Source organism: Ectopseudomonas toyotomiensis (assembly GCF_017167985.1).
GTDB lineage: Bacteria > Pseudomonadota > Gammaproteobacteria > Pseudomonadales > Pseudomonadaceae > Aquipseudomonas > Aquipseudomonas toyotomiensis.
In genome coordinates, this window is the sequence record NZ_CP070505.1 from 4,574,420 (window position 1) to 4,595,445 (window position 21,026).

At 62.7% G+C, this 21,026-nt stretch carries 22 protein-coding genes; 11 read left to right on the forward strand and 11 right to left on the reverse strand.

Going from position 1 to position 21,026, the window contains the following annotated elements:
* The first annotated feature begins 89 nt into the window (after positions 1-89).
* Positions 90-878 (forward strand): dienelactone hydrolase family protein, encoded by a 789-nt coding sequence (locus JWV26_RS21215; RefSeq protein ID WP_206417748.1) that lies wholly within the window; start codon positions 90-92, stop codon positions 876-878.
* Positions 879-940: 62 nt separating this feature from the next.
* On the opposite strand, the gene JWV26_RS21220 is transcribed toward JWV26_RS21215, so the two are convergent.
* The 7 genes from JWV26_RS21220 to JWV26_RS21250 all read right to left on the reverse strand — a co-directional run bounded on the left by JWV26_RS21220 (position 941) and on the right by JWV26_RS21250 (position 6,866).
* Positions 941-1,720, reverse strand: coding sequence for a DUF4394 domain-containing protein (locus tag JWV26_RS21220; RefSeq protein ID WP_206417749.1), 780 nt, complete (start codon positions 1,718-1,720; stop codon positions 941-943).
* Between the two features lie 184 nt (positions 1,721-1,904).
* Positions 1,905-2,618, reverse strand: a complete 714-nt coding sequence (locus JWV26_RS21225; protein WP_206417750.1) for an anti-sigma factor — start codon at positions 2,616-2,618, stop codon at positions 1,905-1,907.
* A complete protein-coding gene (locus JWV26_RS21230) occupies positions 2,615-3,163 on the reverse strand; it encodes a sigma-70 family RNA polymerase sigma factor (RefSeq protein WP_206417751.1) in 549 nt (182 codons plus the stop codon). Before JWV26_RS21230 ends, JWV26_RS21225 begins: the two co-directional genes overlap by 4 nt.
* Before the next feature lie 119 nt (positions 3,164-3,282).
* Positions 3,283-4,095 carry an FG-GAP repeat protein gene (locus tag JWV26_RS21235; protein WP_206417752.1) on the reverse strand — a complete coding sequence of 271 codons (813 nt, stop codon included), beginning with the start codon at positions 4,093-4,095 and terminating at the stop codon, positions 3,283-3,285.
* A gap of 58 nt (positions 4,096-4,153) precedes the next feature.
* Positions 4,154-5,014, reverse strand: a complete 861-nt coding sequence (locus JWV26_RS21240) for a pirin family protein (protein WP_206417753.1) — start codon at positions 5,012-5,014, stop codon at positions 4,154-4,156.
* Positions 5,011-5,412 (reverse strand): OsmC family protein, encoded by a 402-nt coding sequence (locus JWV26_RS21245; RefSeq protein WP_206417754.1) that lies wholly within the window; start codon positions 5,410-5,412, stop codon positions 5,011-5,013. Before JWV26_RS21245 ends, JWV26_RS21240 begins: the two co-directional genes overlap by 4 nt.
* 59 nt (positions 5,413-5,471) lie before the next feature.
* Complete coding sequence (locus tag JWV26_RS21250) at positions 5,472-6,866, reverse strand: methyl-accepting chemotaxis protein (RefSeq protein WP_074914785.1); 1,395 nt, start codon at positions 6,864-6,866, stop codon at positions 5,472-5,474.
* Between the two features lie 247 nt (positions 6,867-7,113).
* Between JWV26_RS21250 and JWV26_RS21255 the strand changes: the two genes are divergently transcribed.
* A complete protein-coding gene (locus JWV26_RS21255) occupies positions 7,114-8,124 on the forward strand; it encodes an amidohydrolase family protein (RefSeq protein ID WP_206419249.1) in 1,011 nt (336 codons plus the stop codon).
* 66 nt (positions 8,125-8,190) lie between these two features.
* Positions 8,191-8,655: a DUF3859 domain-containing protein gene (locus JWV26_RS21260; RefSeq protein WP_074914790.1), complete on the forward strand. Its 465-nt coding sequence runs from the start codon at positions 8,191-8,193 to the stop codon at positions 8,653-8,655.
* 296 nt (positions 8,656-8,951) lie between these two features.
* Here JWV26_RS21260 and JWV26_RS24575 read toward each other — a convergent pair whose 3' ends face one another.
* Positions 8,952-9,083, reverse strand: coding sequence for a hypothetical protein (locus JWV26_RS24575; protein ID WP_275652905.1), 132 nt, complete (start codon positions 9,081-9,083; stop codon positions 8,952-8,954).
* Between the two features lie 306 nt (positions 9,084-9,389).
* Here JWV26_RS24575 and JWV26_RS21265 point away from each other — a divergent pair, with 306 nt between their 5' ends.
* A complete protein-coding gene (locus tag JWV26_RS21265; protein WP_206419250.1) occupies positions 9,390-11,015 on the forward strand; it encodes a methyl-accepting chemotaxis protein in 1,626 nt (541 codons plus the stop codon).
* Positions 11,016-11,113: 98 nt separating this feature from the next.
* Here JWV26_RS21265 and fabB read toward each other — a convergent pair whose 3' ends face one another.
* The 3 genes from fabB to JWV26_RS21280 form a co-directional block, all read right to left on the reverse strand.
* Complete coding sequence (gene fabB / locus JWV26_RS21270) at positions 11,114-12,334, reverse strand: beta-ketoacyl-ACP synthase I (RefSeq protein ID WP_072424141.1); 1,221 nt, start codon at positions 12,332-12,334, stop codon at positions 11,114-11,116.
* An 11-nt stretch (positions 12,335-12,345) separates the two neighbouring features.
* Positions 12,346-12,861, reverse strand: a complete 516-nt coding sequence (gene fabA / locus JWV26_RS21275; protein ID WP_003240795.1) for a 3-hydroxyacyl-[acyl-carrier-protein] dehydratase FabA — start codon at positions 12,859-12,861, stop codon at positions 12,346-12,348.
* A 214-nt stretch (positions 12,862-13,075) separates the two neighbouring features.
* Positions 13,076-14,974 carry an ATP-binding protein gene (locus JWV26_RS21280; RefSeq protein ID WP_206417755.1) on the reverse strand — a complete coding sequence of 633 codons (1,899 nt, stop codon included), beginning with the start codon at positions 14,972-14,974 and terminating at the stop codon, positions 13,076-13,078.
* Positions 14,975-15,256: 282 nt separating this feature from the next.
* On the opposite strand from JWV26_RS21280, the gene JWV26_RS21285 reads away from it, so the two are divergent.
* The 7 genes from JWV26_RS21285 to JWV26_RS21315 all read left to right on the forward strand — a co-directional run bounded on the left by JWV26_RS21285 (position 15,257) and on the right by JWV26_RS21315 (position 20,993).
* Positions 15,257-16,279 carry an NAD(P)H-dependent glycerol-3-phosphate dehydrogenase gene (locus JWV26_RS21285; RefSeq protein ID WP_093052422.1) on the forward strand — a complete coding sequence of 341 codons (1,023 nt, stop codon included), beginning with the start codon at positions 15,257-15,259 and terminating at the stop codon, positions 16,277-16,279.
* A gap of 29 nt (positions 16,280-16,308) precedes the next feature.
* Positions 16,309-16,656, forward strand: a complete 348-nt coding sequence (locus JWV26_RS21290; RefSeq protein WP_093052425.1) for a DUF4389 domain-containing protein — start codon at positions 16,309-16,311, stop codon at positions 16,654-16,656.
* Positions 16,653-17,111, forward strand: coding sequence for a phosphohistidine phosphatase SixA (gene sixA, locus JWV26_RS21295; protein WP_093052428.1), 459 nt, complete (start codon positions 16,653-16,655; stop codon positions 17,109-17,111). Before JWV26_RS21290 ends, sixA begins: the two co-directional genes overlap by 4 nt.
* A gap of 179 nt (positions 17,112-17,290) precedes the next feature.
* Positions 17,291-18,958, forward strand: a complete 1,668-nt coding sequence (locus JWV26_RS21300) for an AMP-binding protein (RefSeq protein WP_206417756.1) — start codon at positions 17,291-17,293, stop codon at positions 18,956-18,958.
* Positions 18,959-19,012: 54 nt separating this feature from the next.
* Positions 19,013-19,456 (forward strand): hotdog fold thioesterase, encoded by a 444-nt coding sequence (locus JWV26_RS21305; protein WP_093052431.1) that lies wholly within the window; start codon positions 19,013-19,015, stop codon positions 19,454-19,456.
* A gap of 58 nt (positions 19,457-19,514) precedes the next feature.
* A complete protein-coding gene (locus JWV26_RS21310) occupies positions 19,515-20,318 on the forward strand; it encodes an AraC family transcriptional regulator (protein ID WP_206417757.1) in 804 nt (267 codons plus the stop codon).
* Positions 20,319-20,360: 42 nt separating this feature from the next.
* On the forward strand, positions 20,361-20,993 hold the full coding sequence (locus JWV26_RS21315) for a LysE family translocator (RefSeq protein WP_206417758.1): 633 nt from the start codon (positions 20,361-20,363) through the stop codon (positions 20,991-20,993).
* Positions 20,994-21,026: the final 33 nt, after the last annotated feature.

Genomic DNA, 21,026 nt, shown 5'->3' on the forward strand with positions numbered 1-21,026 from the left:
CTGTCTAAAACCCGCACCCTCTCGACTTGGTCATTGTCGACGGTGAGGCTATTGTTAGGGGCCTACCATTGCCAAGGGCAGGCCTCACCATGCAGAAGAAGACACTGGTTTCCCTGTTGTGCGCCGCATTCGCTGGTCTTGCCGATGCGGCGGTCGTGACCAAGACGGTTGCGTACGAAATCGATGGCGAAGACTTCGAAGGCGTCCTGGTTTACGACGATTCGGTCACCACGCCGCGCCCTGGGCTGCTCGCCGTTCCCAACTGGATGGGGGTGAATGAAGACACTGTGGCCAAGGCCGCCCGAGCGGCAGGCGACAAATACGTGGTGTTCGTCGCCGACATGTACGGCAAGGCCATTCGTCCCAGCAACGCTGAGGAGGCAGGCGCCGCGGCCAGCAAGGTACGCGCCGACCGCCCACTGATGCGCAAGCGCGCCCAGGCAGCGGTCGACGTGCTCAAGGCGCAGAGCAGCGAGGTGGCACTGGATCTGAGCAAGCTGGGTGCCATCGGCTTCTGCTTTGGTGGAGGCACGGTACTGGAACTCGCGCGTTCAGGGGCGCCGCTGAAAGGCTTCGTATCCTTCCACGGCAATCTGGATACGCCCAATCCGGCTGATGCCAAGAACATCAAGGCGCCGGTGCTGGTGCTGCATGGGGCTGATGATCCTGCTGTACCGCAGGCGCAGGTCGACGGTTTCATCGCCGAGATGAAGGCGGCCAAGACTGACTGGCAGTTAGTGAGCTACGGCGGTGCCGTGCACTCGTTCACCAATCCCAAGGCCAACGTGCCGGGTCGCAACGAATACCATCCGGTGGTCGCCGCGCGAGCATTCAAGGCGATGAACGATCTGTTCGATGAGGTATTCGCCGAGCAGTGATGTCAGGTTTGTGCATGCGTTGAACGAAAGGCTGCGCCCGATGGGCGCAGCCTTTTTGCATCTTACTTCGCGGGCAGCACGGCGATGTCGATGATGCCGTCCGGCAGATCGGCGACGTCGCCCAGGGTGGTGGGCTTGCCGCTAGCCAGATCCAGCTGGTGCAGGGTCTTGCCGGTCAATACGTAGGCGGTATTACCACCCTTGCCATCGCTGGCGATATCCAACGCAGCTGCCTTGAGGCCATCGGCGACCTTGCCGACCAGTTGCTGCACGCCATCGTTTGGCGGGTTCTGCAGCATCAGGCTGCTGCTGGCCAGGTCGATGTTGTACAGCGCCGTGCTCTGCGTACCGGCGTAGGCGTTGCTGTACGCACCGGCGACCACCTTGGGCTGCTTGCCGGCGTAGGGGCCGTCGGTGGCATAGGCGACCTTGCCGTCTACGGCCACTTCACCGGTATCGACGTTTACCCGCAGGCTGGTGCCGTCCGGGCCGAGCAGGCGCAGGCGGTCGGCCACCGGGTTGAAATCGACCACGGCCTGGCCGCTGCCGGACAGCGCAGTTTGCAGCTTGCTACCTGCAGTTGCTTTACCGCTTGCTGCGTCCAGGGTGTAGAGCTGATCGGTACCGCTGAGGGCGTAGAGCTGGCCGCTGGCCGGACGCACATCCAGGCCACGCAGATCGCTGGCGCCGCTGACCGCCATACTGGCGGTGACCTTGAGGCTGGCGACATCGACCTTGAACAGCTTGCCATCGGCGCCCAGTGCGAGCAGTTCGGTGGCGCTGGCGGCACCTGCGCTCAGGGACAGCAGGCTGGCGGTGCAAAGGATAGTGATGCGTTTCATGGTTATTCCTCATAAAGGTTTCAGCATCGAGACGAAGCCGGCTGGCCGGCTTCGCAGGTGCCTCGACGAAACACCTGTGAGCTATACCCGCGAGGAACGGAGTTGGATGTCGGCGGAGGAAAATATTTTTTCCGCAGGGTAATCGGAGGGGGGAAGGTTGCCGGCCATACGGCCGGCAACCCACTCAGTTGGCGTTGGCCAGCACGGCGCGACCGATATACAGCACCGGGCCACTGGGGCGGTTGTAGGGCGAGCCGCCGGCCGGTTCCAGGGTCAGCTCGAAGAGTTGCCCCGGCTGCACCGCGCCGATCTGTTCGGCAGGCAGGCGCAGCGGCTGACCAGCTTCAACCAGGCCGAGCGAGCGTGGGCCGTCGGCCGGATCGATCAGCGTCCAGAATTGCAAGGCGCGACCTTCGGGGACCTGATCGGCGACCAGCGGATCGAGCGAGAGCGTGCCATCGCTGCTGACCTGGATCACCCAACCGGGTTTGGCCGCTTCGCCTGGCTGCTGCAGCACCACGGTATAGCGTTCGCCGGCGATATCCGGGGTGCGCAACAGCGGCATCAGTACGGCGACCAGTAGCGCCATGGCCAGGGCCGCGGTAGTCAGACGCCAGGTCAGAAGGCTGTTCCACCAGTTGGCCAGCGGGCTCGAATGTGGCTCATCGTGCAGGCCCAGACTCTGCCGAATACGTGCCCAGAGTGCCGGGGAGGGTGCATGTGCCGGTAGCTGGTCGCTCAGTTCGAGAAAGTGTCGTTCCCACTCCAGGGCCATACGGGCGGCACTCTCATCCTCTTCGAGCAACTGGCGCACCTCGGCCGCTTCATGCTCATCGAGCAAGCCGAGCAGGTATTCGCCAATCAGGGCACGGCGTTCTTCGGGTTCGTGCGGAATCATGCTTGCAGACACTCCTGCAGCGCGCGCAGACCGGCGCGGATACGGCCTTTGATGGTGCCCAGCGGTGTGCTCAGGCGGCTGGCGATCTGCTCGTGGGTCAGGCCCCGGTAGAACGCCAGCAGGATCGGATGGCGGCGCGGCCTTTCCAGGCGCTGCAGGCAGCGACGCAGCAGGCGCTGCTCGGATTGCTCCAGCGCCTGTGCTTCGGCCTGCGGGCTGTCGTCGAGCACACGTTCGATGAAGTCATCGTCCACTTCGGCATGTCGGTTGCCACTGCGCAACGCATTCAGCACGCGGTAGCGCAGGATGCTGTGCACCCAGGCGCGACCGCTGCCCAGTTCGCGCCGATAGCGCGCGGCGTGCTGCCAGATACGTATGAAAGCGTCGTGCAGGCAGTCCTCGGCAATGTCACGGCGGCCCAGCATGCTGATGGCCAGACCGAGCAATTGCCCGGCCTCTTGCCGGTAGAGCGCCTGGAAGGCACGTTCGTCGCCGCGTGCGCAGGCTTCCAGGGTGCTTTCATAATCGAACTCGCGATCTGCCATGGGTCATCCGTTGGCCTGAGAAATCCGCATGCAGCTTATACCCGGCTACTGCGCTTCTGGATCACGCACAGGTAACAAAAAACTGCGAAGGCGTTGCAGTGCATTCAATGGGTGAGGTTTCAGGGCTGAGCCTGGGCGTAGGCCTCGTCGAGTGAAACCCAGCGCTGCAGCGGGCCTTTGCGCGAGACGTAGCGGATCAGCAGCCAGTTTCCCTGCTGATCCAGGACTTCGCAGACGTCCCCTTCGATCAGGTAGGCCTTGCTGCGGCTGGCTTCGGCCGGGCGGGTGTGGAGGTAAAGGCGTGAGGTGGGTACCGTCCAGGTCTGCGCTTGGTCATTGTCGTCGAGCGCGCGGCTGGCGATGACCTTGCCCTGAGGGTCGAGCGTCTTCTCGAATACCGGGAAAAATACAGGTGCTTGCGGATCGTAGTCGTGACGTACTTGCAGCGTCTTGTACAGCCAGGGGGCACCGGATTCAGCGAAGCGATAGGCGTCGTAGTACCAGCGTGGTCCGCTGCGGCAGTGGCTGTAGAGTGCTCGTTCCTCACTGTTGGGCCGCAGCTCCGACAGCCATGAGCAATTGACGCGTTCCATCAGCGCAGGCGGTATTTGCAGATGCTCGAAACGGCGCAGGGTCGGGCGGTAGAGGTAAACGTGGTAGGCGGAGTTGACCATCCCGGCCGGCACGCGGATCGCCAGATCCGGGTGGCCGTCGAAATCGTAGTCCTTGACGGCGAAGCTCGGCGGTTCTGCGTCGTTGCCTTCGGGGATGCTCAGTTCCAGACGGGTGCCGTCGGGTTGCTGCAGGAAATAGCCTTCGCCTTGCTGTTGTACCTGGGCATGCTGCCCGGGCTCAGGTTCGAAACGGGGCAGATCAGCCAGGGCCAACGTGGGCAATAACAGCAGGCCAGCGAGGGGGCGATACGAGTACAAGAGGGCAATCCTTTGCGAGCGGCAGGCGCCTTTGCACGCCTGTCGTTGATGGCGCTTTTCAGCGCGGCAGTTCGATGCGTGTGGTTTCGCCTGGTACTTGCGGCCAGTCGCCCGCGGCCCAGCGCTGGCGCGCCTGGTCGATCAGTTCCGGGGTTGTGGCGACGAAGTTCCAGTTGATCCGTCGTGGGCCGATGGGCTCACCGCCGATCAGGGCCAGGTGGCATTCACCGCAGGCGCTGAGCACGGGCGTTTCGCCTGCCGGGATCACCGCCATGGTATGCCGGGGCAGGGGCTCGCCATCCAGCTCCGCTTCACCATCGATCAGGTACAGGGCTCGTTCGCTGTGCTCGGTGGGTATCAGCAGGTTGGCACCGGCGGCCAGGCGCAGCTCGGCATACAGGGTCGGTGAGCGAACCGGTACTGGTGATTCGAGGCAGAAACCACTGCCGGCGATCAGGGTGATCTGCAGGCCCATGGCTTCGCTGCGGGGTAGCGAAGCGGCGGGGTGATGGCTGTAAGCCGGTTCGCACTGTTCCTCGGCTTCTGGTAAGGCCAGCCAGACCTGCAGGCCGTGGGCTCGCTTGTTCTGCCCAAGCTGCTCGGGCGGCGTACGTTCGACATGGGCGACGGAGCGCCCTGCGGTCATCCAGCTGACATCGCCAGGGCCCACCAGTTGGTCCGAACCCAGGCTGTCCTTGTGCTGCAGCTGTCCTTCGAACAGGTAGGTGAGGGTGGACAGGCCGATATGCGGATGCTGGGCAATATTAATGCCTTTGCCGGCTGGGTAATCATGCTCCAGCATGTGATCGAAGAAGACGAAGGGGCCGATGCTGCGAAAGCGTGCCGAGGGCAGGGGACGCAGAATCGGTTGGCCTGAAATGTCCTCGGCGCGCGGGCGGATCAGCTGCAACTCGCTCATGCCGGAGCCCCCGCCAGGCGGGTTTCGACCTGGATGTCGGTGGTGGTCATCAGCTTGTGGATCGGGCATTTGTCCGCCACGCGCAGCAGTTGCTGGCGTTGTGTCTCGTCCAGTGATCCCTTGAGCGCCAGGTCGACGATCAGGCGGTAGTTGCCCTGACGCTCCTCGCTGTCGTCACGCTCGACGTGCACGTCGATGCCTTCCAGCGGTAGGCCGCGTTGGCGCGCATAGAGCAGCAGGGTCATGGCCTTGCAGGTGCCGAGGGCCGCGTCGAACAGATCGTGCGGTTCCGGTCCGGCACCATCCCCGCCCTGCTCGGGCGAGACGTCGCCGATAAGCTGGTGCGAGCCGATTTCGATCTGCTGCTGCAGGCCCTTGTTGTTGTGAATGCGGATCATGGCGCTTCCCTTGAGGTGTGACGAATCGACAGTGGCCAGCCTAGCCCAGCCGGCACCGATCACACCAGCGCCGAGAGTCTCACGTCCGCTCCCAGCACGCGCAGCAGTTGGCCACGCTCATCGACAATGGGGACCGAAACGGTAAAGCAGAAGTCGTCTGTGGCCGAGGAGCGGTAGACCTGGGTGATATGACTCTCCATGCGCTCGGCCACGGCGCGGAACCAGGGGCGTTGGCTCCAGTCGCGGCCGCGACAGCTGGCATCCTCGCTGTGCGCCACATCGGCGGCGAAGATGTTCTCGGAAATCTGCACGCCGCGGCTGTCTACCAGGTAGAACAGCTCGAAACGGCTGTCACGCGTCAGCGTATCGGCAAGCAGTCGTTCGGCCGCTGTCACGTCGCTGGCCAGCTCGGGGCGTTTGGCCAGTTGTTCGACGCTGGCGCGCACGGCTGCGTGAATTTCCAGGCGGAAGTCGCCTAGCCCGGCGAGCAGGCGATCACCGTCTTCGCGCACGGCCTTGCTGTGATGCAGCACCTGACCAGCCTTGCCAAGCAGCTCGCCAGCGACCTGGGCGATGTTTTGCACATCGCCGTTGATCGAGCGCACCGCCTGGCCGATCTGTTCGGTGCCGGCGGCGATCTGGCCGACCTGAGCGTCCAGGCGATCCATGGCCTGGCGCGTGCTGTCCAGTCCGCCGCTGACGGCGAGAATGCCTGCGCGGCCGTCGGCCACCGCCTGGTTCATGTGCTGGCCGGCACTGCCGAGCTGCTGCATGCCTTCGCGGAAACGCTCGATGATGCCACTGACCTGGCCGGTGGCATCGGTGGTATGGCCAGCCAAACGCCTCACTTCCTCGGCGACCACGGCGAAGCCCCGACCATGTTCACCCGCGCGTGCGGCCTCGATGGCGGCGTTCAGGGCGAGCAGATTGGTCTGCTGGGAGATGCTGGCGATCACGCCGATGACCTTGCTCACTTCATCGAGCTGTCCGGCCAGTTGCTGGATCACCTGAGCCAGTTGCGCCTCGCTGGCGTCGATCACTTCGACCTGCCGTAGTACCGCCTGGCCGCTTTGCTGGCACTGGTTGAGGGTGGCGGAAACCTCGGCGGACAAGCGCGCGACTTCGCCGGCACCGGGCACCAGTTCGGCGTCCAGTGTGGTGGTGACCTGCTCGCTGGCGCTGGCGATCAACTCCGATGACTGTGCCAGCGTCTGCCCGCTTTGTTGGTTGGCAGCGGCGATGCGCGCCAGTTGTGGCGCATGCGCGGCGATACCGACGGCGGCGCCGAGGCTGGCGCGAATGCGTTGCTGGAGACCTGCGCTGAAGTCGTTAAGGCGTGTCATCCATTGATAGTGTTCCGGGAGGCGAATGGTGAGGTCGTGCTGTTGGAACAGAGCGTCCAATGCGGCCTCGTCCTGGGCCTTGCGGTCTGGCTTGCGCAGCAACTGCAACATGATGATTCCCCTGTCTGGTCTGCCTGAGCCACTGCAAGCCAGGTGCCATCATCGGGTGACGTACCCATGGCCATTTCAGGCCGTTAGCCAGCTATTAATGTTCCGGCTTGGTGCGGCCCCTGGTTGCCTGCTTCTTTTGAGGGCGCTGATGGGAATGGCGCGGGGTGATCTCCGAACTTGCCGGGCCGCTCGGCGGTCTATGCTGCTCGTACCGTCAGGAGGACTCGCCTTGCTCACATCTCGAACGATGCCATGGATACTCGCGCTCAGTGCCGCTATCGTCTGCAGCGCCCAGGCCCGCGAATACCGCTACAGCGACGCCCACCTGCACTACGTCGACTTCTTTCAGGAAAGTGCCGGCATGGACGAACTGCTGGAGAAGATGGCGGAAAACAACGTCGATCATGTGATGTTCTCGGGTATTCCGGTGGCCAAGAAGTGGGATGAGGACGAGCCCAAGCGTCCGCGTTATTACGCCGGTGATGACGCCAATGCCTATTGGTACAGCGCTACCGACGTGTTCATCGCGGCCGCCTACAAGCGTCTGCCCGCCGAGCAGCGCAAGCGCTTCCATCCGTTTCTTTCCGGCTTCAATCCCAACGACAAGAACGCCGACGCGCATATCCGCCGTATGCTCGAGCTAGACCCTGGCCTGTGGCAGGGCATCGGCGAGGTCTTCACCCGACATGACGATCTCACCGCGCTGATTCATGGCAGTGCGCCGCGTGCCAACAACGAAGCGCTGGCGCGGGTTTTTCATCTGGCCGCCGAGTACGACCTGCCGGTGATGCTGCATTCGAACATCACCTCCAAGCGTGAGCGTGAGCCGATCTATCTGCAGGAAATCGAGGCGCCGCTGCGCAACCATCCGCATGTGCGTTTCATCTGGGCGCATGCTGGCACCAGTGCCGAGATTCATCGTCATCAGGAGAAGCTCGACTTCCTCCTGGAGACGGTCGAACGCATGCTCGGTGAGTACCCGAACCTCTATATCGACCTGTCCTGGACCATGCTGCGTCCCTATCTGCTCGACGAGAACGGTACGCCTGATGCAAAGTGGGTGCACTTGGTCAGCAGTTATCCGGAGCGCTTCATGCTGGGCTCGGATGTGGTCGGCCGTTTCGGCAGCCTGGGCGAGTACATGAAGGGCTTCGACCCGTTTCTCGATGCCCTGCCAGAAGACGTCGCGCACAAGGTGGCGCGCGACAACTTCCTTTCCGTGTTACCGCGCAAGGTGCAGGCCGAGCTGGACCGCTAGCGCATTTGTCATCAGGCTGTCACTCGGGTGTCATAGGCTCGCGTTCATCTCAACGAGGAGCGCACCATGCATTACACCCGAGTGGCCATGATGGCCGGCCTATTCGCCTGGGCAGGTCTGAGCCAGGCTGACGTCCGTGTCGAAGGGCCTGTGGAATACGGCATTTTCAGCAGCCAGTATCAGGACTACCAGCCCGGCGAGCGGGTCCTGACTCGCAGCAACCAGGAAATCGAACGCACCGAGCAGATTCCCGCCAAGCTCGGTACCAAGTTCGGCATGCGCTACAGCCTGGCCGGTAAGCGCGAGGGGGATACGCCGCTGACGCTGCTGTATCTCACCCCTGGTGTGGTCACCCCGGATGGTCAGCGTCATGACAAGTTCGAAGTTCAGCAGAAGCTGGTAGTCGGCGCCCCGCAGGACGTGATGGCCTTCGAATTCACCGAACACCACGAAGTGGTGCCCGGTGAGTGGCATTTCATCGTCTATCAGGGGGATCGCAAGCTGGCTGAACAGCGCTTCATGGTGCGCTGATCAATCAGCAGGATGACCATTTTCGCCGCGCATGCTCCAGCCTATCAGGACCGCATATTCGGATTTGCGGTTGGTTGGTTGGTCCACCCCCTGGATCGGTCAGCGCATGCAGCTACGCCTGGCGCAGGAAACGCCAGTAAGCGTCGGGCGTAGCGCCAGGAAGCTGATTCAACTCTCATGGTGCGCTCGGTGAGCCGGGCGTCACAGCCATGTCGCTGGTTATTCGCCCTCTTGAGCAGGGCGGTGGCCTGGCTATTGTCTCGCCGGGCGTTAACGAGCTGACCCCAGCCGTACCCTCATTCACCTGAGTGCAGATGTGCCAAGGTCATCACCAGGTACTGCAGCATGCCCTGCTTGAGCAGCGGCACACGCATCTCGGCACATATCCGTTGTACGGCTGCACTTCGTTGTTGGTCGCGCCTGTCCATACCCTGTCTGTTTCCAAGCTGAGTCGTAGAGCACGCTCGGATCTATGGGCGTTCATCCTGGCGAGAGTCCTTAGCGTGGCTATGATTTTCGGAAATGACGGGATAAGAGCGGCGCGCTCAGCAGCGGCGCTAGCACGTCGACCAGGTGCCGGTCACGACAACTGAGGAGTTAGAAATTTCTCTTTCTTTTTCAAGAGCGCCTGAATGGCGTCGATAAGAAAGAAGGGATTAGCGCAATCTCTTAAGGTCCTTTGCCAGGTACGGCAAAGGATGTCTCGATTTAAGCGCGCAATGGGAGTTGCAAAAATGTCGCTGCGTAATTTTTCTATCGCCCCCCGGGCAGCTCTAGGGTTTGGGCTGGTCGCTCTGCTGGTGGTGTTGCTTGGAATATTTTCATTGACGCAGATGGGCGAAATGCGTGCACAGTCCGACGAGATCAACGAGAACTGGTTACCAAGCGTTTTGGCCATTGGCGATGTGTCCAAGGATGTCTTGCGTTTGCGTGCCATTACCCTGCGTTCGATGCTTAATCGAGATTCGGCCGAGGTGCAGGCCAATCTGCGTCTGGCTGAGGAGTTGCGTGCATCCCTTGCTAAGAATCAGGAGACTTATGAGCAGCTGATTTCCAGCTCTGAGGAGCGCAGCATATACGATGAGTTCAAGCGCTCCGAGGCGGCTTACTTGCAGGAGCAGAGTCGAATAATGGAGTCGGTTCGGCAGGGCAATTTCGATGCGGCCATCGAAATAGCTGGCGGTGTGCTCAATCAACACGCCGATGCCATGATGCAGGGCCTCGTCAAACTCACTGAGCTGAATCGTGTGAGCGCACTGGCAGCGGGCGAGTCGGCCAAGGAGGTGGCCGAGTCTTCACGTATCTGGGTCATCGCGATGATGGTTCTGGCGACTCTGGTTACCGTCGTACTAGCGATGCTGTTGACTCGCAGTATCGTCGCGCCGCTTAGCGAAGCCGTGCGGGTGGCGGAGGTGGTGGCATCTGGTGACCTGACCCAGGCCATTCATGCTGAAGGTAGCGATGAACCGGCGCGCTTGTTGGCAGCGTTGAAAAGCATGCAACAGAGCCTGCGTAACACCATTCAGAGCATCGCCGACTCGTCCAATCAACTGGCGTCTGCCTCCGAAGAATTGCACGCGGTGACCGAGGATTCGACTCGCGGTCTGCATCAGCAGAACACCGAGATCGAACAGGCCGCTACGGCAGTCAACGAGATGACTGCCGCGGTCGAAGAGGTCGCGCGTAATGCCGTGAGTACTTCCGAAGCGTCGCGCGAATCCAATGCTACGGCGCAGCAGGGGCGCGAGCAGGTGCGCCAGACCGTGAACTCGATCAGTCAGCTGGCCGATGATGTAAATGGTACCGCGGGTGAGGTCGAGAAGTTGGCCGAGCGGGTCCGTGAGATCAGCAAGGTGCTTGACGTGATCCGCTCCATCGCCGAGCAGACCAACCTGTTGGCGCTCAACGCTGCCATCGAGGCGGCGCGGGCCGGTGATGCGGGACGAGGCTTCGCGGTAGTGGCTGACGAGGTGCGTGCGCTGGCGCATCGCACTCAGCAATCCACCCAGGAGATCGAGCAGATGATCGGTGCCATTCAAAGCGGCACCGATCAGGCGGTCGGTTCGATGCAGAGCAGCAACAGTCGGGCCCGCTCCACCCTCGAGGTGGCCCAGGCTGCGGGCACGGCGCTGGAGTTGATCACTCAGGCGATTTCCTCGATCAACGAGCGCAATCTGGTGATTGCCAGCGCGTCGGAAGAGCAGGCTCAGGTGGCGAGGGAAGTGGATCGCAACCTAGTCAATATTCGCGATCTATCGCTGCAGAGTTCGGCGGGTGCCAACCAGACCAGTGCAGCGAGTCAGGAGCTGTCCCGTCTGGCGATCGACCTGAACAACCTGGTAGCGCGTTTCAAGGTCTGAGGCACGGCTCATTCTCCTTCCCGCCAGCGGGAGGGGGAGTAAAGCAGCACGAACGAAAACGGCGCCCGAAGGCGCCGTTTTCTTTACCGCGGCAGCTGTTACTTGCCGGCCCAGCGCTTGAGCACCAGGGTAGCGTTGGTGCCACCGAAGCCGAAGCTGTTGCTCATCACGGTGTCGAGCTTGGCGTTCTCGACAGTGGTGAGCTGGATCGGCATGTCGGCCACTTCCGGGTCGAGCTCGTCGATGTTGGCCGACGCGGCGATGAAGTTGCCTTCCATCATCAGCATGCAGTAGATCGCTTCCTGCACGCCCGCAGCGCCCAGGCTGTGGCCGGACAGGCTCTTGGTCGAGCTGATGGCCGGTGCCTTGTCGCCGAATACGGCACGCACGCCTTTGATTTCCGCAACGTCGCCAACCGGAGTCGAGGTGCCGTGGGTGTTGAGGTAATCGATGGGGGTGTCGACAGTAGCCAGCGCCTGCTGCATGCAGCGGATCGCGCCTTCGCCGCTCGGAGCGACCATGTCGTAGCCATCGCTGGTGGCGCCGTAACCGACGATTTCTGCGTAGATCTTGGCGCCGCGAGCCAGAGCGTGTTCCAGCTCCTCGACCACCACCATGCCGCCGCCACCGGCGATGACGAAACCGTCACGCTTGGCGTCGTAGGCGCGCGAGGCCTTTTCCGGGGTTTCGTTGTACTGGGTGGAGAGGGCACCCATGGCGTCGAACAGGCAGCTCTGGCTCCAGTGCTCTTCTTCGCCGCCACCGGCGAAGACCACGTCCTGTTTGCCCAGCTGGATCTGCTCCATGGCCTGGCCGATGCAATGCGCACTGGTGGCGCAGGCCGAGGAGATTGAGAAGTTGACGCCCTTGATCTTGAACGGAGTCGCCAGGCACGCCGATACGGTGCTGCCCATGGTGCGGGTCACGCGGTATGGGCCGATGCGCTTGACGCCTTTTTCGCGCAGGGTATCGATGGCTTCCATCTGGTTGACGGTGGAAGCGCCACCGGAACCGGCGATCAGGCCGGTGCGCGGATTGGAAATCTGCTCTTCGCTGAGGCCGGAATCCTTGATCGCCTGTTCCATCGACAGATAGGCATAGGCCGCAGCGTCGCCCATGAAGCGCAGCAGTTTGCGGTCGATCAGCTCTTCCAGGTTCAGGTTGACCGAACCGGAGACATGACTACGCAGGCCCATTTCGGCGTAGGAGGGGTTGAAACGGATGCCTGATTTGCCCGCGCGAAGGCTGCCGGCAACGGCTTCTTTGTCATTGCCCAGGCAGGAAACGATGCCCAGACCGGTGATCACTACACGACGCATGTGCAAGTCCTTCAGAAACTGTCGGTGGAGGTGAACAGGCCGACGCGCAGGCCTTCGGCGCTATAAATTTCGCGACCGTCGACGGCTACGGTGCCATCGGCGATGCCGAGGATCAGCGAGCGGCTGATGGTGCGCTTGATGTGAATGTTGTAGGTGACCTTCTTGGCGGTCGGCAGTACCTGACCGAAGAATTTCACTTCGCCGCTACCCAGTGCACGGCCGCGGCCCGGGTTGCCTTGCCAGCCGAGGTAGAAGCCGACCAGCTGCCACATGGCGTCGAGACCGAGGCAGCCCGGCATGACCGGGTCGCCCTCGAAGTGGCAGCCGAAGAACCACAGGTCCGGATTGATATCGAGCTCAGCGACGATTTCGCCCTTGCCGTACTTGCCGCCGGTTTCGCTGATGTGAGCGATGCGATCGATCATCAGCATGTTTGGGGCGGGCAGTTGCGCGTTCCCCGGGCCGAACAGTTCGCCGCGGCTGCAGGCGAGCAGATCTTCCCGGGTGTAGGCGTTTTGTCTTGTCATGCGAGCTCCTCAATTGTCCCCACGCTTCTAAGGCTGGGCGAATCGTCCTGGCCGGCGACGTCTGGATAGGCGTCTGCCGGCAGCCTAGTCATAGACTGTTGCGTTGTGGTGAAAGTCACAGCGCAGTGAGTACAGTTGTACTCTGCTGTACTGACGTTGTCACAGGCACAGCAGTTTCTCCTTGTAACCCTGCACTGTCACGGGCGCTACTCGCCTATGGTCGGGCTGGCAGCCAGCGCAGCAGAATGCGTTGCAAATCTGCACGTTTGAACGGTTTTGCCAGGTAATCGTTCATTCCTGCTTCCAGGCAGGCTTCGCGGTCGCCCTGCAGGGCATTGGCGGTCAGGGCTATTATCGGCACCTGCTGGCATTGCTGGAGCTGGCGGATCTGCCGCGTCGCCTCGTAACCGTCCATCAGGGGCAGCCTGCAGTCCATCAGGATAGCGGCGTAATCGTGTCGGCTGCAGTTCTGTACGGCCTGCTGACCATCGCCGACCAGGCTGACCTGATAGCCCAGGCTGCGCAACATGGCCTCGATGACCGTCTGGTTGACCGGATTGTCCTCCACCAGCAACACCGACTGACCCTCGCCGCTACCCAGGTTCTGAGTGTCGCCGCTTTGTACGGGTTCGTTGCGGGCCAGAAAGGGCAGCGGTATTTCCAGGGTAAACACCGAGCCAGTGCCCAGTTGGCTTTCCGCGCGCAGGGTGCCGCCCATGCGCTCGGCCAGGGTGCGGGCGATCGGCAGGCCCAGGCCGGTGCCGCCGTAACGGCGGGAAATCGACGTGTCCGCCTGCTGGAAAGCATCGAACATATGCTCCAGGCGCTCGTCGTCGATGCCGATGCCGCTGTCGCGCACGGCGCAGGTGAACCACAGCACCTGGTCGTCCAGCTTCTGCCAGCGGGTTTCCACGCGAATCTGGCCTTCTTCGGTGAACTTCAGAGCGTTGCCGATCAGGTTGACCAGAATCTGCCGGATGCGCGTGGGGTCGCCGCGAACTTCCAATTGGTCCAGACCTGGCTGGGTTTCCAGCAGCAGTTGCAGGCCACGTTGCTGAGCGCTGTGCTGGAATACCTGCACCGAGCCTTGCAGCAGCTCCAGCAGGCTGAAGTGAATGGCTTCGAGCTCCAGGGCGCCGCGCTCGATCCGTGAGAAGTCGAGAATGTCGTTGATCACCTTGAGCAGGTGCTCGGTGGACTCGGTGGCCAGGGCGGCGTACTCGTTCTGCTCGTCGTTCAGGCTGGTGGTTTCCAGCAGTTGCAGCATGCCCAACACGCCATTCATGGGCGTGCGCAGTTCGTGGCTCATCATCGCCAGGAAGTCGGACTTGGCCCGGTTGGCCTGCTCGGATTCCTCGCGCGCCTGGATCAATTCGGCAATCGCCTGCTGCTGCTCGCGACCGCTCTGCTCGAGGGCGCAGGCGAGGTTGTTGATATGCCGGGCGAGGTCGGTCAGTTCGTCATTGCCGCGCTCGACCAGGGACGGGCGGTAGTCACCACTCTGGATGCGTTCCAGGGCCTGGCCCATGGCACTGAGCGGTTGCGCCAGGCGCCTGGCCAGGCGACGGGCGAGCAGGAAGGTCAGCAGCAGCGCCAGCAGCGACAGAATACCGGCCTTGAACAGTATTTCCTGCTGGCGCGTATTGAAGGTGTCGTTGGACATGCCCACCACTACCCGGCCCAGGTAGCCGTCGCCGAGTGCCTTGCCCAAGGGGGGCAGCGCTTGCGCACGGGCAGGTTGGCCCTGCAGGCGGATGGGTGCCTGGAACACCTCGACCTGCGGCGTGCTATGGCCTTGTTCCTTGGGCCGCTCGACATACACCAGAATGTTGTCGTCGCGGTCACGCACTTCAGCGAAACGCACGTCAGGGGTGCCTAGGGTGGCACGCAGCAGGCTTTCCAGCGTGTCGAGGTTGTCGTTGAGCACGCCGTACTCGGTGGCTGGCGCCAACTGGTTGGCGATCAGCTGGCCAATATGACCCTGCTCCAGGCGCAGATCCTGCAGGCGGGTGAAGGTGAGAAAACCGGTCAGCAGCAGGGTCAGCAGCAGGGCAGGGCCAACACTGATCAGCTGAGTGCGGGTGTGAATGTTCCAGCCGCGACGCTGGTTCATGGCTCTACCGTCCCTGGAAAGCGGCGCTGCTGCCTGACGAGAGGCGCAGGGCGGGGGCAAGGGGCTGCCTGTGGGCACGAATCGTCCTTGGCAATTGGGGTCAATCCCGCATGTTAACCGACCCGACGCGCTTTGCCAGCGTCAGGCGCCTGCACTCTGCGGTAATTCTCGTTTGCCCGGCGCTGCAGATGGTCTGCACTGAACTTTTGCCCTGGCCGGGTACTCTCGGCTCCGTATAATGCCCGCAGACCGCCATTACGCATGGCCTCATTCGGAAGACCTATGACACAGCTCCAACCCATTGCTGTACTCGGCGGCGGCAGCTTCGGCACCGCCCTGGCCAACTTGCTGGCGGAGAACGGCCAGCGCGTCCTGCAGTGGATGCGTGACCCCGAGCAGGCCGAGCAGATGCGTCAGAGCGGCGAGAATCCGCGCTATCTGAAGGGCGTCAAGCTGCATGGCGGTATCGAGCCGACCAGTGACCTGAGCGGTGTGCTGCAGCAGGCCGAGCTGGTGCTGGTCGCATTGCCTTCCAGCGCCCTGCGCGACGCCCTGCAACCGGTGGCGGCGCAGTTGGCAGGCAAGATGCTGATCAGCACCACCAAGGGCATCGAGGCCAAGACCTTCAAGCTGATGAGCCAGATTCTCGAAGAGATTGCCCCCGGCGCGCGTATCGGGGTGCTGTCCGGGCCGAATCTGGCCAAGGAAGTGGCCGATCACGCCCTGACCGCCACGGTGATCGCCAGTGAAGATGAAGAACTGTGCCTGCGCGTGCAGCAGGCTCTGCATGGCAGAACCTTCCGCGTCTACGCCAGCGCCGATCGTTTCGGTGTCGAGCTCGGCGGCGCGTTGAAGAACGTCTATGCCATCATGTCCGGCATGGCGGCGGCGCTGGGCATGGGTGAGAACACCAAAAGCATGCTGATCACCCGCGCCCTGGCGGAAATGACCCGGTTCGCGGTCAAGCTCGGCGCCAATCCGATGACCTTCCTCGGCCTCGCTGGTGTCGGCGACCTGATCGTCACCTGTTCGTCACCGAAAAGTCGCAACTATCAGGTCGGCTTCGCCCTGGGCGAAGGCCTCAGCCTGGAAGACGCGGTGCAGCGCCTTGGCGAAGTTGCCGAAGGGGTCAATACGCTCAAGGTACTCAAGGCTCGTGCCGAAGAGCTGGACGTGTACATGCCGCTGGTCGCCGGTCTGCATGCCATCCTCTTCGAGGGGCGTACGCTGGCTCAGGTCATCGAATTGCTGATGCTCGGTGAACCCAAGACCGACGTCGATTTCATCCCCACTGCAGGTTTCTGAACCCGGCAGCCAATCAAGGAGCGTGAGACATGAGTGATGAAAAGCAGGAGTTGGAGCGCGAGTCGATTCTGCTGCGCATTCTGTGGATGGTGATCTTTCTCATCGTCTGGCAACTGGCCGAACTGCTGCTCGGCGCCGTGGTGCTGCTGCAACTGGGTTACCGCCTGTTCTATGGCGCGCCGAACGCCAGCCTGCTGAGCTTTGGCGACAGTCTCAGTCAGTATCTGGCGCAGATCGGTCGTTTCGGCACCTTCAACACCGATGAAAAACCCTGGCCGTTCGCCGACTGGCCGACGCCGCGGGCGTCTGAAGGCGAGACCGCGCACAGTATCCCGCCGGCGCCGCACCCTGTGCGCGACGAGGAGCCCAAGCTGTGAGGTTATGGCTGCTGCGCCATGGTGAGGCCGTGCCGCAGGCGGCCACTGATGCTGCCCGCGAGCTGACCGCCCACGGTCGCCAGGAAGTGCAGCAGGCCGCCGCTCAGCTCGCCGGTCGGCCCCTGACCGCCATCGTCGCCAGCCCCTACGTGCGTGCCCAGCAGACGGCCGAGCTGGTACGCAGCGAGCTGGGGTTCGGCGGCAAGATAAACACCGTGACCTGGCTGACGCCGGACAGTGATCCGCGTGATGCCCTGAAGTATCTCGATGAGCGTGAGCGTGCCGAGGTGCTGCTGGTCAGCCATCAACCGCTTATCGGCGCGCTGGGCGGGCTGCTGGTGCACGGTCATCGCCAGGAGCCGCTGCCCATGCGCACCGCCAGCCTGGCTGAGCTGGAAGGCGATATCCCGGCCGCCGGGCTGATGGAGCTGTTGGCGCTTATCCACCCTCGCTGACTCATCACGCTGTGGCGCCCTGGCGGCGTCACAGGCGTTCCGTCCGATGTAGCGCCGGCATGTGCAAAATGTTCCAGGCGAGAAACATTTCTTAACTTGCGCCTCTTTTGTCTGCGTGGAATATTCAACCAAGCAAGTGCTTGGTCGATTCCTACAAAAACAACAAAGGAGGAAGCCCTGTGGCTGATGCAATCCGTTTGCCGCTCGAGCTGTTTTACGAACGTGAAGCAAGGCACCCGAACAAACGCTACATGGTGCAACCTCTAGGGGGCGGCCAGCTGCTGGAGCTGAGCTGGGCCGACGTGGGCGAGCAGGCGCGCCGCGCAGCCAGCTGGTTGCGTAGCCGTGAACTGCCGCAGGGCAGCCGCATCGCCATCATCTCCAAGAACTGCGCGCACTGGATCGTTGCCGATCTGGCGATCTGGATGGCGGGCCACGTTTCGGTACCGCTGTATCCCAACCTCACCGCCGACTCCATGGGGCAGGTGCTGGAGCATTCCGAAGCAGCCCTGGCCTTTGTCGGCAAGCTCGATGACTGGGCCTCGATGGCACCGGGCCTGCCGCCGGGCTTGCCGACCGTCAGCCTGCCGCTGCATCCGCAGGGCAGCTTCGACTACAGTTGGGATGACCTGCAGCGCAGCGCGCCGATTCAGGATGATCCCAAGCCAGTAGCCAACCAGTTGGCCACCATCATCTACACCTCCGGCACTACCGGCACGCCCAAGGGCGTGATGCACAACTTCTCCAATTTCGGTTTCGCCGCCAGCAACGCCATCAAGCTGTTTGGCGTGGGCGAGGATGATCGACTGATCTCCTACCTGCCGCTGTGCCACGTGGCCGAGCGCATGTTCGTCGAGCTGGCTTCCATCTATGCCGGGCAGACGATCTTCTTCGCCGAGAGCCTGGATACCTTCCTGGAAGACCTCAAGCGTGCGCGGCCGACCGTGATGTTCGGCGTGCCGCGCATCTGGACCAAGTTCCAGATGGGGGTGTACAGCAAGATGCCGGCGCAGAAGCTCGACCGTCTGCTGCGGCTGCCGATCATCGGCCGCTTCATCGGTCGCAAGGTACTCGCCGGCCTCGGCCTGGACGCCATTCGCTATGCGCTGTCCGGCGCCGCGCCAGTGCCCGAGGCGCTGCTCAACTGGTATCGCCGCCTGGGCATGGAGATCCAGGAGGTCTATGGCATGACCGAGAACTGTGGTTATTCGCACGTGTGTCTGCCGGGCAAGTTCAAGCAGGGCTGGATCGGCCAGAACAACCCGGGCGTCGAGGTGCGCATCGGCGAGGATGGCGAAGTCCTGGTGCGCAGCGGCGCGACCATGCAGGGTTACTACAAGGACCCGATCAAGACCGCCGAGACGCTGACTGACGATGGCTTCCTGCGCACTGGCGACAAGGGCGAGCAGGACGCCGAAGGCAACCTGCGTCTTACCGGCCGCATCAAGGAAATCTTCAAGACCAGCAAGGGCAAGTATGTCGCGCCTGCGCCAATCGAGAACCGCATCGGCGAGCACTCGCGTATCGAGCAGGTGTGCGTGGTCGGCGACGGCCTGCCGCAGCCCATAGCCCTGTGTGTGCTATCCGATGTGGGGCGTCAGGAAGCGGCCAATGACAGTCGCGATGAGCTGGAGAACAGCCTCAAGGCCCTGCTCGCCGAGGTCAATGGTCGTCTCGATCACCATGAGCGGCTGCAAGGCCTGGTACTGGTCAAGGAGGTCTGGGCGGTGGAGAACGGTTTCCTGACGCCGACTCTGAAAATCAAACGCGCGGTGATCGAGGGCACTTATGGCGAGCGTTTCGCCGAGTGGCAACAGCGCAGCGAAGCCGTGCTCTGGCACGATTGAGCCTGAATGGGCCGGGTTGACCGGCCCTGTGTTCAACGCACAAGGAACGCCTCCATGGGACTGTGGCAACGAACGCCCGATATCGATGCACTCAACGCGACCTTGAAAAACAGCATCGGTGAGGTGCTGGACATCCGTTTCGAAGCCTTCGACGACGAATCGCTCAGCGCCAGCATGGTGATCGACTCGCGTACCCACCAGCCCTATGGCTTGCTGCACGGTGGCGCCTCGGTGGTGTTGGCGGAAACCCTAGGCTCCACTGCCAGCTACCTGTGCATCGACAGCAGCCGCTTCTACTGCGTCGGTCTGGAGGTCAATGCCAACCATCTGCGCGGTTTGCGCAGCGGGCGTGTGCATGCGGTGGCGCGGCCGGTGCATCTGGGCCGTACCACCCACGTCTGGGACATTCGCCTCAGTGACGACGACGGCAAGGCCAGCTGTATCTCGCGGCTGACCATGGCCATCGTTCCCCTGGGGGATCAGCCCCCGAAACTTTAAGCTTCTGCCTGCAATTTCATCCAAGATTTGCCCGATCCGTGGCGCTACAGTACGCGCCATGGACCAGATCACTCATATCCAAAGCAGCTTGCCCGGCGTGCGCCTGATCGATGCCGAGTACCGTCGCTTCGCCTTTCCCCGGCACTTTCACCTGGAATATCACGTCGGCCTGCTGATACAGGGACAGCATCGCTACGCCTATGGTGGTGAGCGCCGGCATGTCGGGGCGGGGGACGTACTGCTGATGGCGCCGGAAGGTATTCATGACGGCGCCTGTCTGGAGGGCCAGAGTTACCGCATCCGGGTGTTGGCGTTCGATCCCTGCTGGCTGGATGAAGCCAGTCGTACCCTGAGTGACGGGCGTCAGGGCGCGCCACGCTTGACCACCAGCAGTTTGCGTCACCCTCTGCTGGCGCAGCACCTGCAGCGCTTTCATGCGGCGATGCTGGAAGGCTCCAGGCTGGCCCAGGAGGAGGCGCTCTGGCTGGCGCTGGCCCACCTGCTGGAGATGGGCTCGACATTGCGTGTCAGTGAGCCGCAACGCGTCTTCGATCAGCGAACCTGGCAGCAGTTGCGCGACTGGCTGGAGAGCCGCCTGGACGATCCACCCTCGCTGGAGGAAATCGCTGCGTTTTGCGCCATGAGCCCCTGGCAGGCGCTGCGTCGTTTTCGCCAGCACAGCGGTTTGCCGCCGCATCAGTGGCTGACCCAGTTGCGTCTGCAACGAGCGTTGCCCCTGGTGCTGGCGGGTGAGCCCTTGAGCGAGATCGCCTTGCGTCTGGGCTTCTATGATCAGGCGCATTTCTCGCGACTGTTCCGCCGCACTTACGGTCTGCCGCCGGCGCGTCTGCGTCAGGGCTGATTCACCCGCATATCTCACCTTTTTCATTTCCTGGAGATCGCCATGCAGGAGACGTCCGTCTTGCTGTCGCTGGCTGCCGTGTTCGCGGTGGCCCTCATCAGCCCTGGTCCCGATGTGGCACTGGTGGTGCGTACCGCTGTGCATCAGGGGCAGCGTGCAGGTTTGCTCAGTGCGCTAGGCCTGGCCTGCGGCATTCTCCTGCATGGCACCCTGGTGCTCAGCGGTGTGGCCTTGCTGCTCAGTCGTACCGAGTGGCTGTTCGAGCTGGTGCAGGTCGGCGGCGCACTCTATCTGGGTTGGCTGGGTAGCGGCGCGGTGCGTGCCTGGTGGCGTGGCAGTGCCGGCCCGAGGCGGCTGGATGGCGAGCTGACGCCTTCGCTGTTCGGCCCCTGGTTGCGCGGCGTGTTCACCAATCTGGGCAATCCCAAGGCGCTGGTATTCTTCCTGGCGTTGCTCAGTAGCCTGGTACCCGCCGACATGTCGCTGGCCGGCAAGGTGGCCTGTGCCGCGCTGCTGTTCGGCCTGAGCCTGTTCTGGTTCAGCCTGTTGGGGCTGACCCTGAGCCGCCCGCTGATGCGTCAGCGACTGCTACAGGTGGCGCCAACCATCGACTTCGTCTGCGGCCTGGTATTTCTGCTGGTGGCGGGGAGTATCGTCGGACGTCTGCTGCTATAGCCCTGACCATTGCGCCGCCATCAATGGCGGTTA

Excerpts from the sequence above, each read along its gene's own strand:
- JWV26_RS21215 (WP_206417748.1), top strand. The coding sequence starts at position 90 with ATGCAGAAGAAGACACTGGTTTCCCTGTTGTGCGCCGCATTCGCTGGT.
- JWV26_RS21220 (WP_206417749.1), bottom strand. The coding sequence starts at position 1,720 with ATGAAACGCATCACTATCCTTTGCACCGCCAGCCTGCTGTCCCTGAGC.
- JWV26_RS21225 (WP_206417750.1), bottom strand. The coding sequence starts at position 2,618 with ATGATTCCGCACGAACCCGAAGAACGCCGTGCCCTGATTGGCGAATAC.
- JWV26_RS21230 (WP_206417751.1), bottom strand. The coding sequence starts at position 3,163 with ATGGCAGATCGCGAGTTCGATTATGAAAGCACCCTGGAAGCCTGCGCA.
- JWV26_RS21240 (WP_206417753.1), bottom strand. The coding sequence starts at position 5,014 with ATGAGCGAGTTGCAGCTGATCCGCCCGCGCGCCGAGGACATTTCAGGC.
- JWV26_RS21245 (WP_206417754.1), bottom strand. The coding sequence starts at position 5,412 with ATGATCCGCATTCACAACAACAAGGGCCTGCAGCAGCAGATCGAAATC.
- JWV26_RS21250 (WP_074914785.1), bottom strand. The coding sequence starts at position 6,866 with ATGTTGCAGTTGCTGCGCAAGCCAGACCGCAAGGCCCAGGACGAGGCC.
- JWV26_RS21255 (WP_206419249.1), top strand. The coding sequence starts at position 7,114 with ATGCCATGGATACTCGCGCTCAGTGCCGCTATCGTCTGCAGCGCCCAG.
- JWV26_RS21260 (WP_074914790.1), top strand. The coding sequence starts at position 8,191 with ATGCATTACACCCGAGTGGCCATGATGGCCGGCCTATTCGCCTGGGCA.
- JWV26_RS24575 (WP_275652905.1), bottom strand. The coding sequence starts at position 9,083 with ATGGACAGGCGCGACCAACAACGAAGTGCAGCCGTACAACGGATATGT.
- JWV26_RS21265 (WP_206419250.1), top strand. The coding sequence starts at position 9,390 with ATGTCGCTGCGTAATTTTTCTATCGCCCCCCGGGCAGCTCTAGGGTTT.
- fabB (WP_072424141.1), bottom strand. The coding sequence starts at position 12,334 with ATGCGTCGTGTAGTGATCACCGGTCTGGGCATCGTTTCCTGCCTGGGC.
- fabA (WP_003240795.1), bottom strand. The coding sequence starts at position 12,861 with ATGACAAGACAAAACGCCTACACCCGGGAAGATCTGCTCGCCTGCAGC.
- JWV26_RS21280 (WP_206417755.1), bottom strand. The coding sequence starts at position 14,974 with ATGAACCAGCGTCGCGGCTGGAACATTCACACCCGCACTCAGCTGATC.
- JWV26_RS21285 (WP_093052422.1), top strand. The coding sequence starts at position 15,257 with ATGACACAGCTCCAACCCATTGCTGTACTCGGCGGCGGCAGCTTCGGC.
- JWV26_RS21290 (WP_093052425.1), top strand. The coding sequence starts at position 16,309 with ATGAGTGATGAAAAGCAGGAGTTGGAGCGCGAGTCGATTCTGCTGCGC.
- JWV26_RS21305 (WP_093052431.1), top strand. The coding sequence starts at position 19,013 with ATGGGACTGTGGCAACGAACGCCCGATATCGATGCACTCAACGCGACC.
- JWV26_RS21310 (WP_206417757.1), top strand. The coding sequence starts at position 19,515 with ATGGACCAGATCACTCATATCCAAAGCAGCTTGCCCGGCGTGCGCCTG.
- JWV26_RS21315 (WP_206417758.1), top strand. The coding sequence starts at position 20,361 with ATGCAGGAGACGTCCGTCTTGCTGTCGCTGGCTGCCGTGTTCGCGGTG.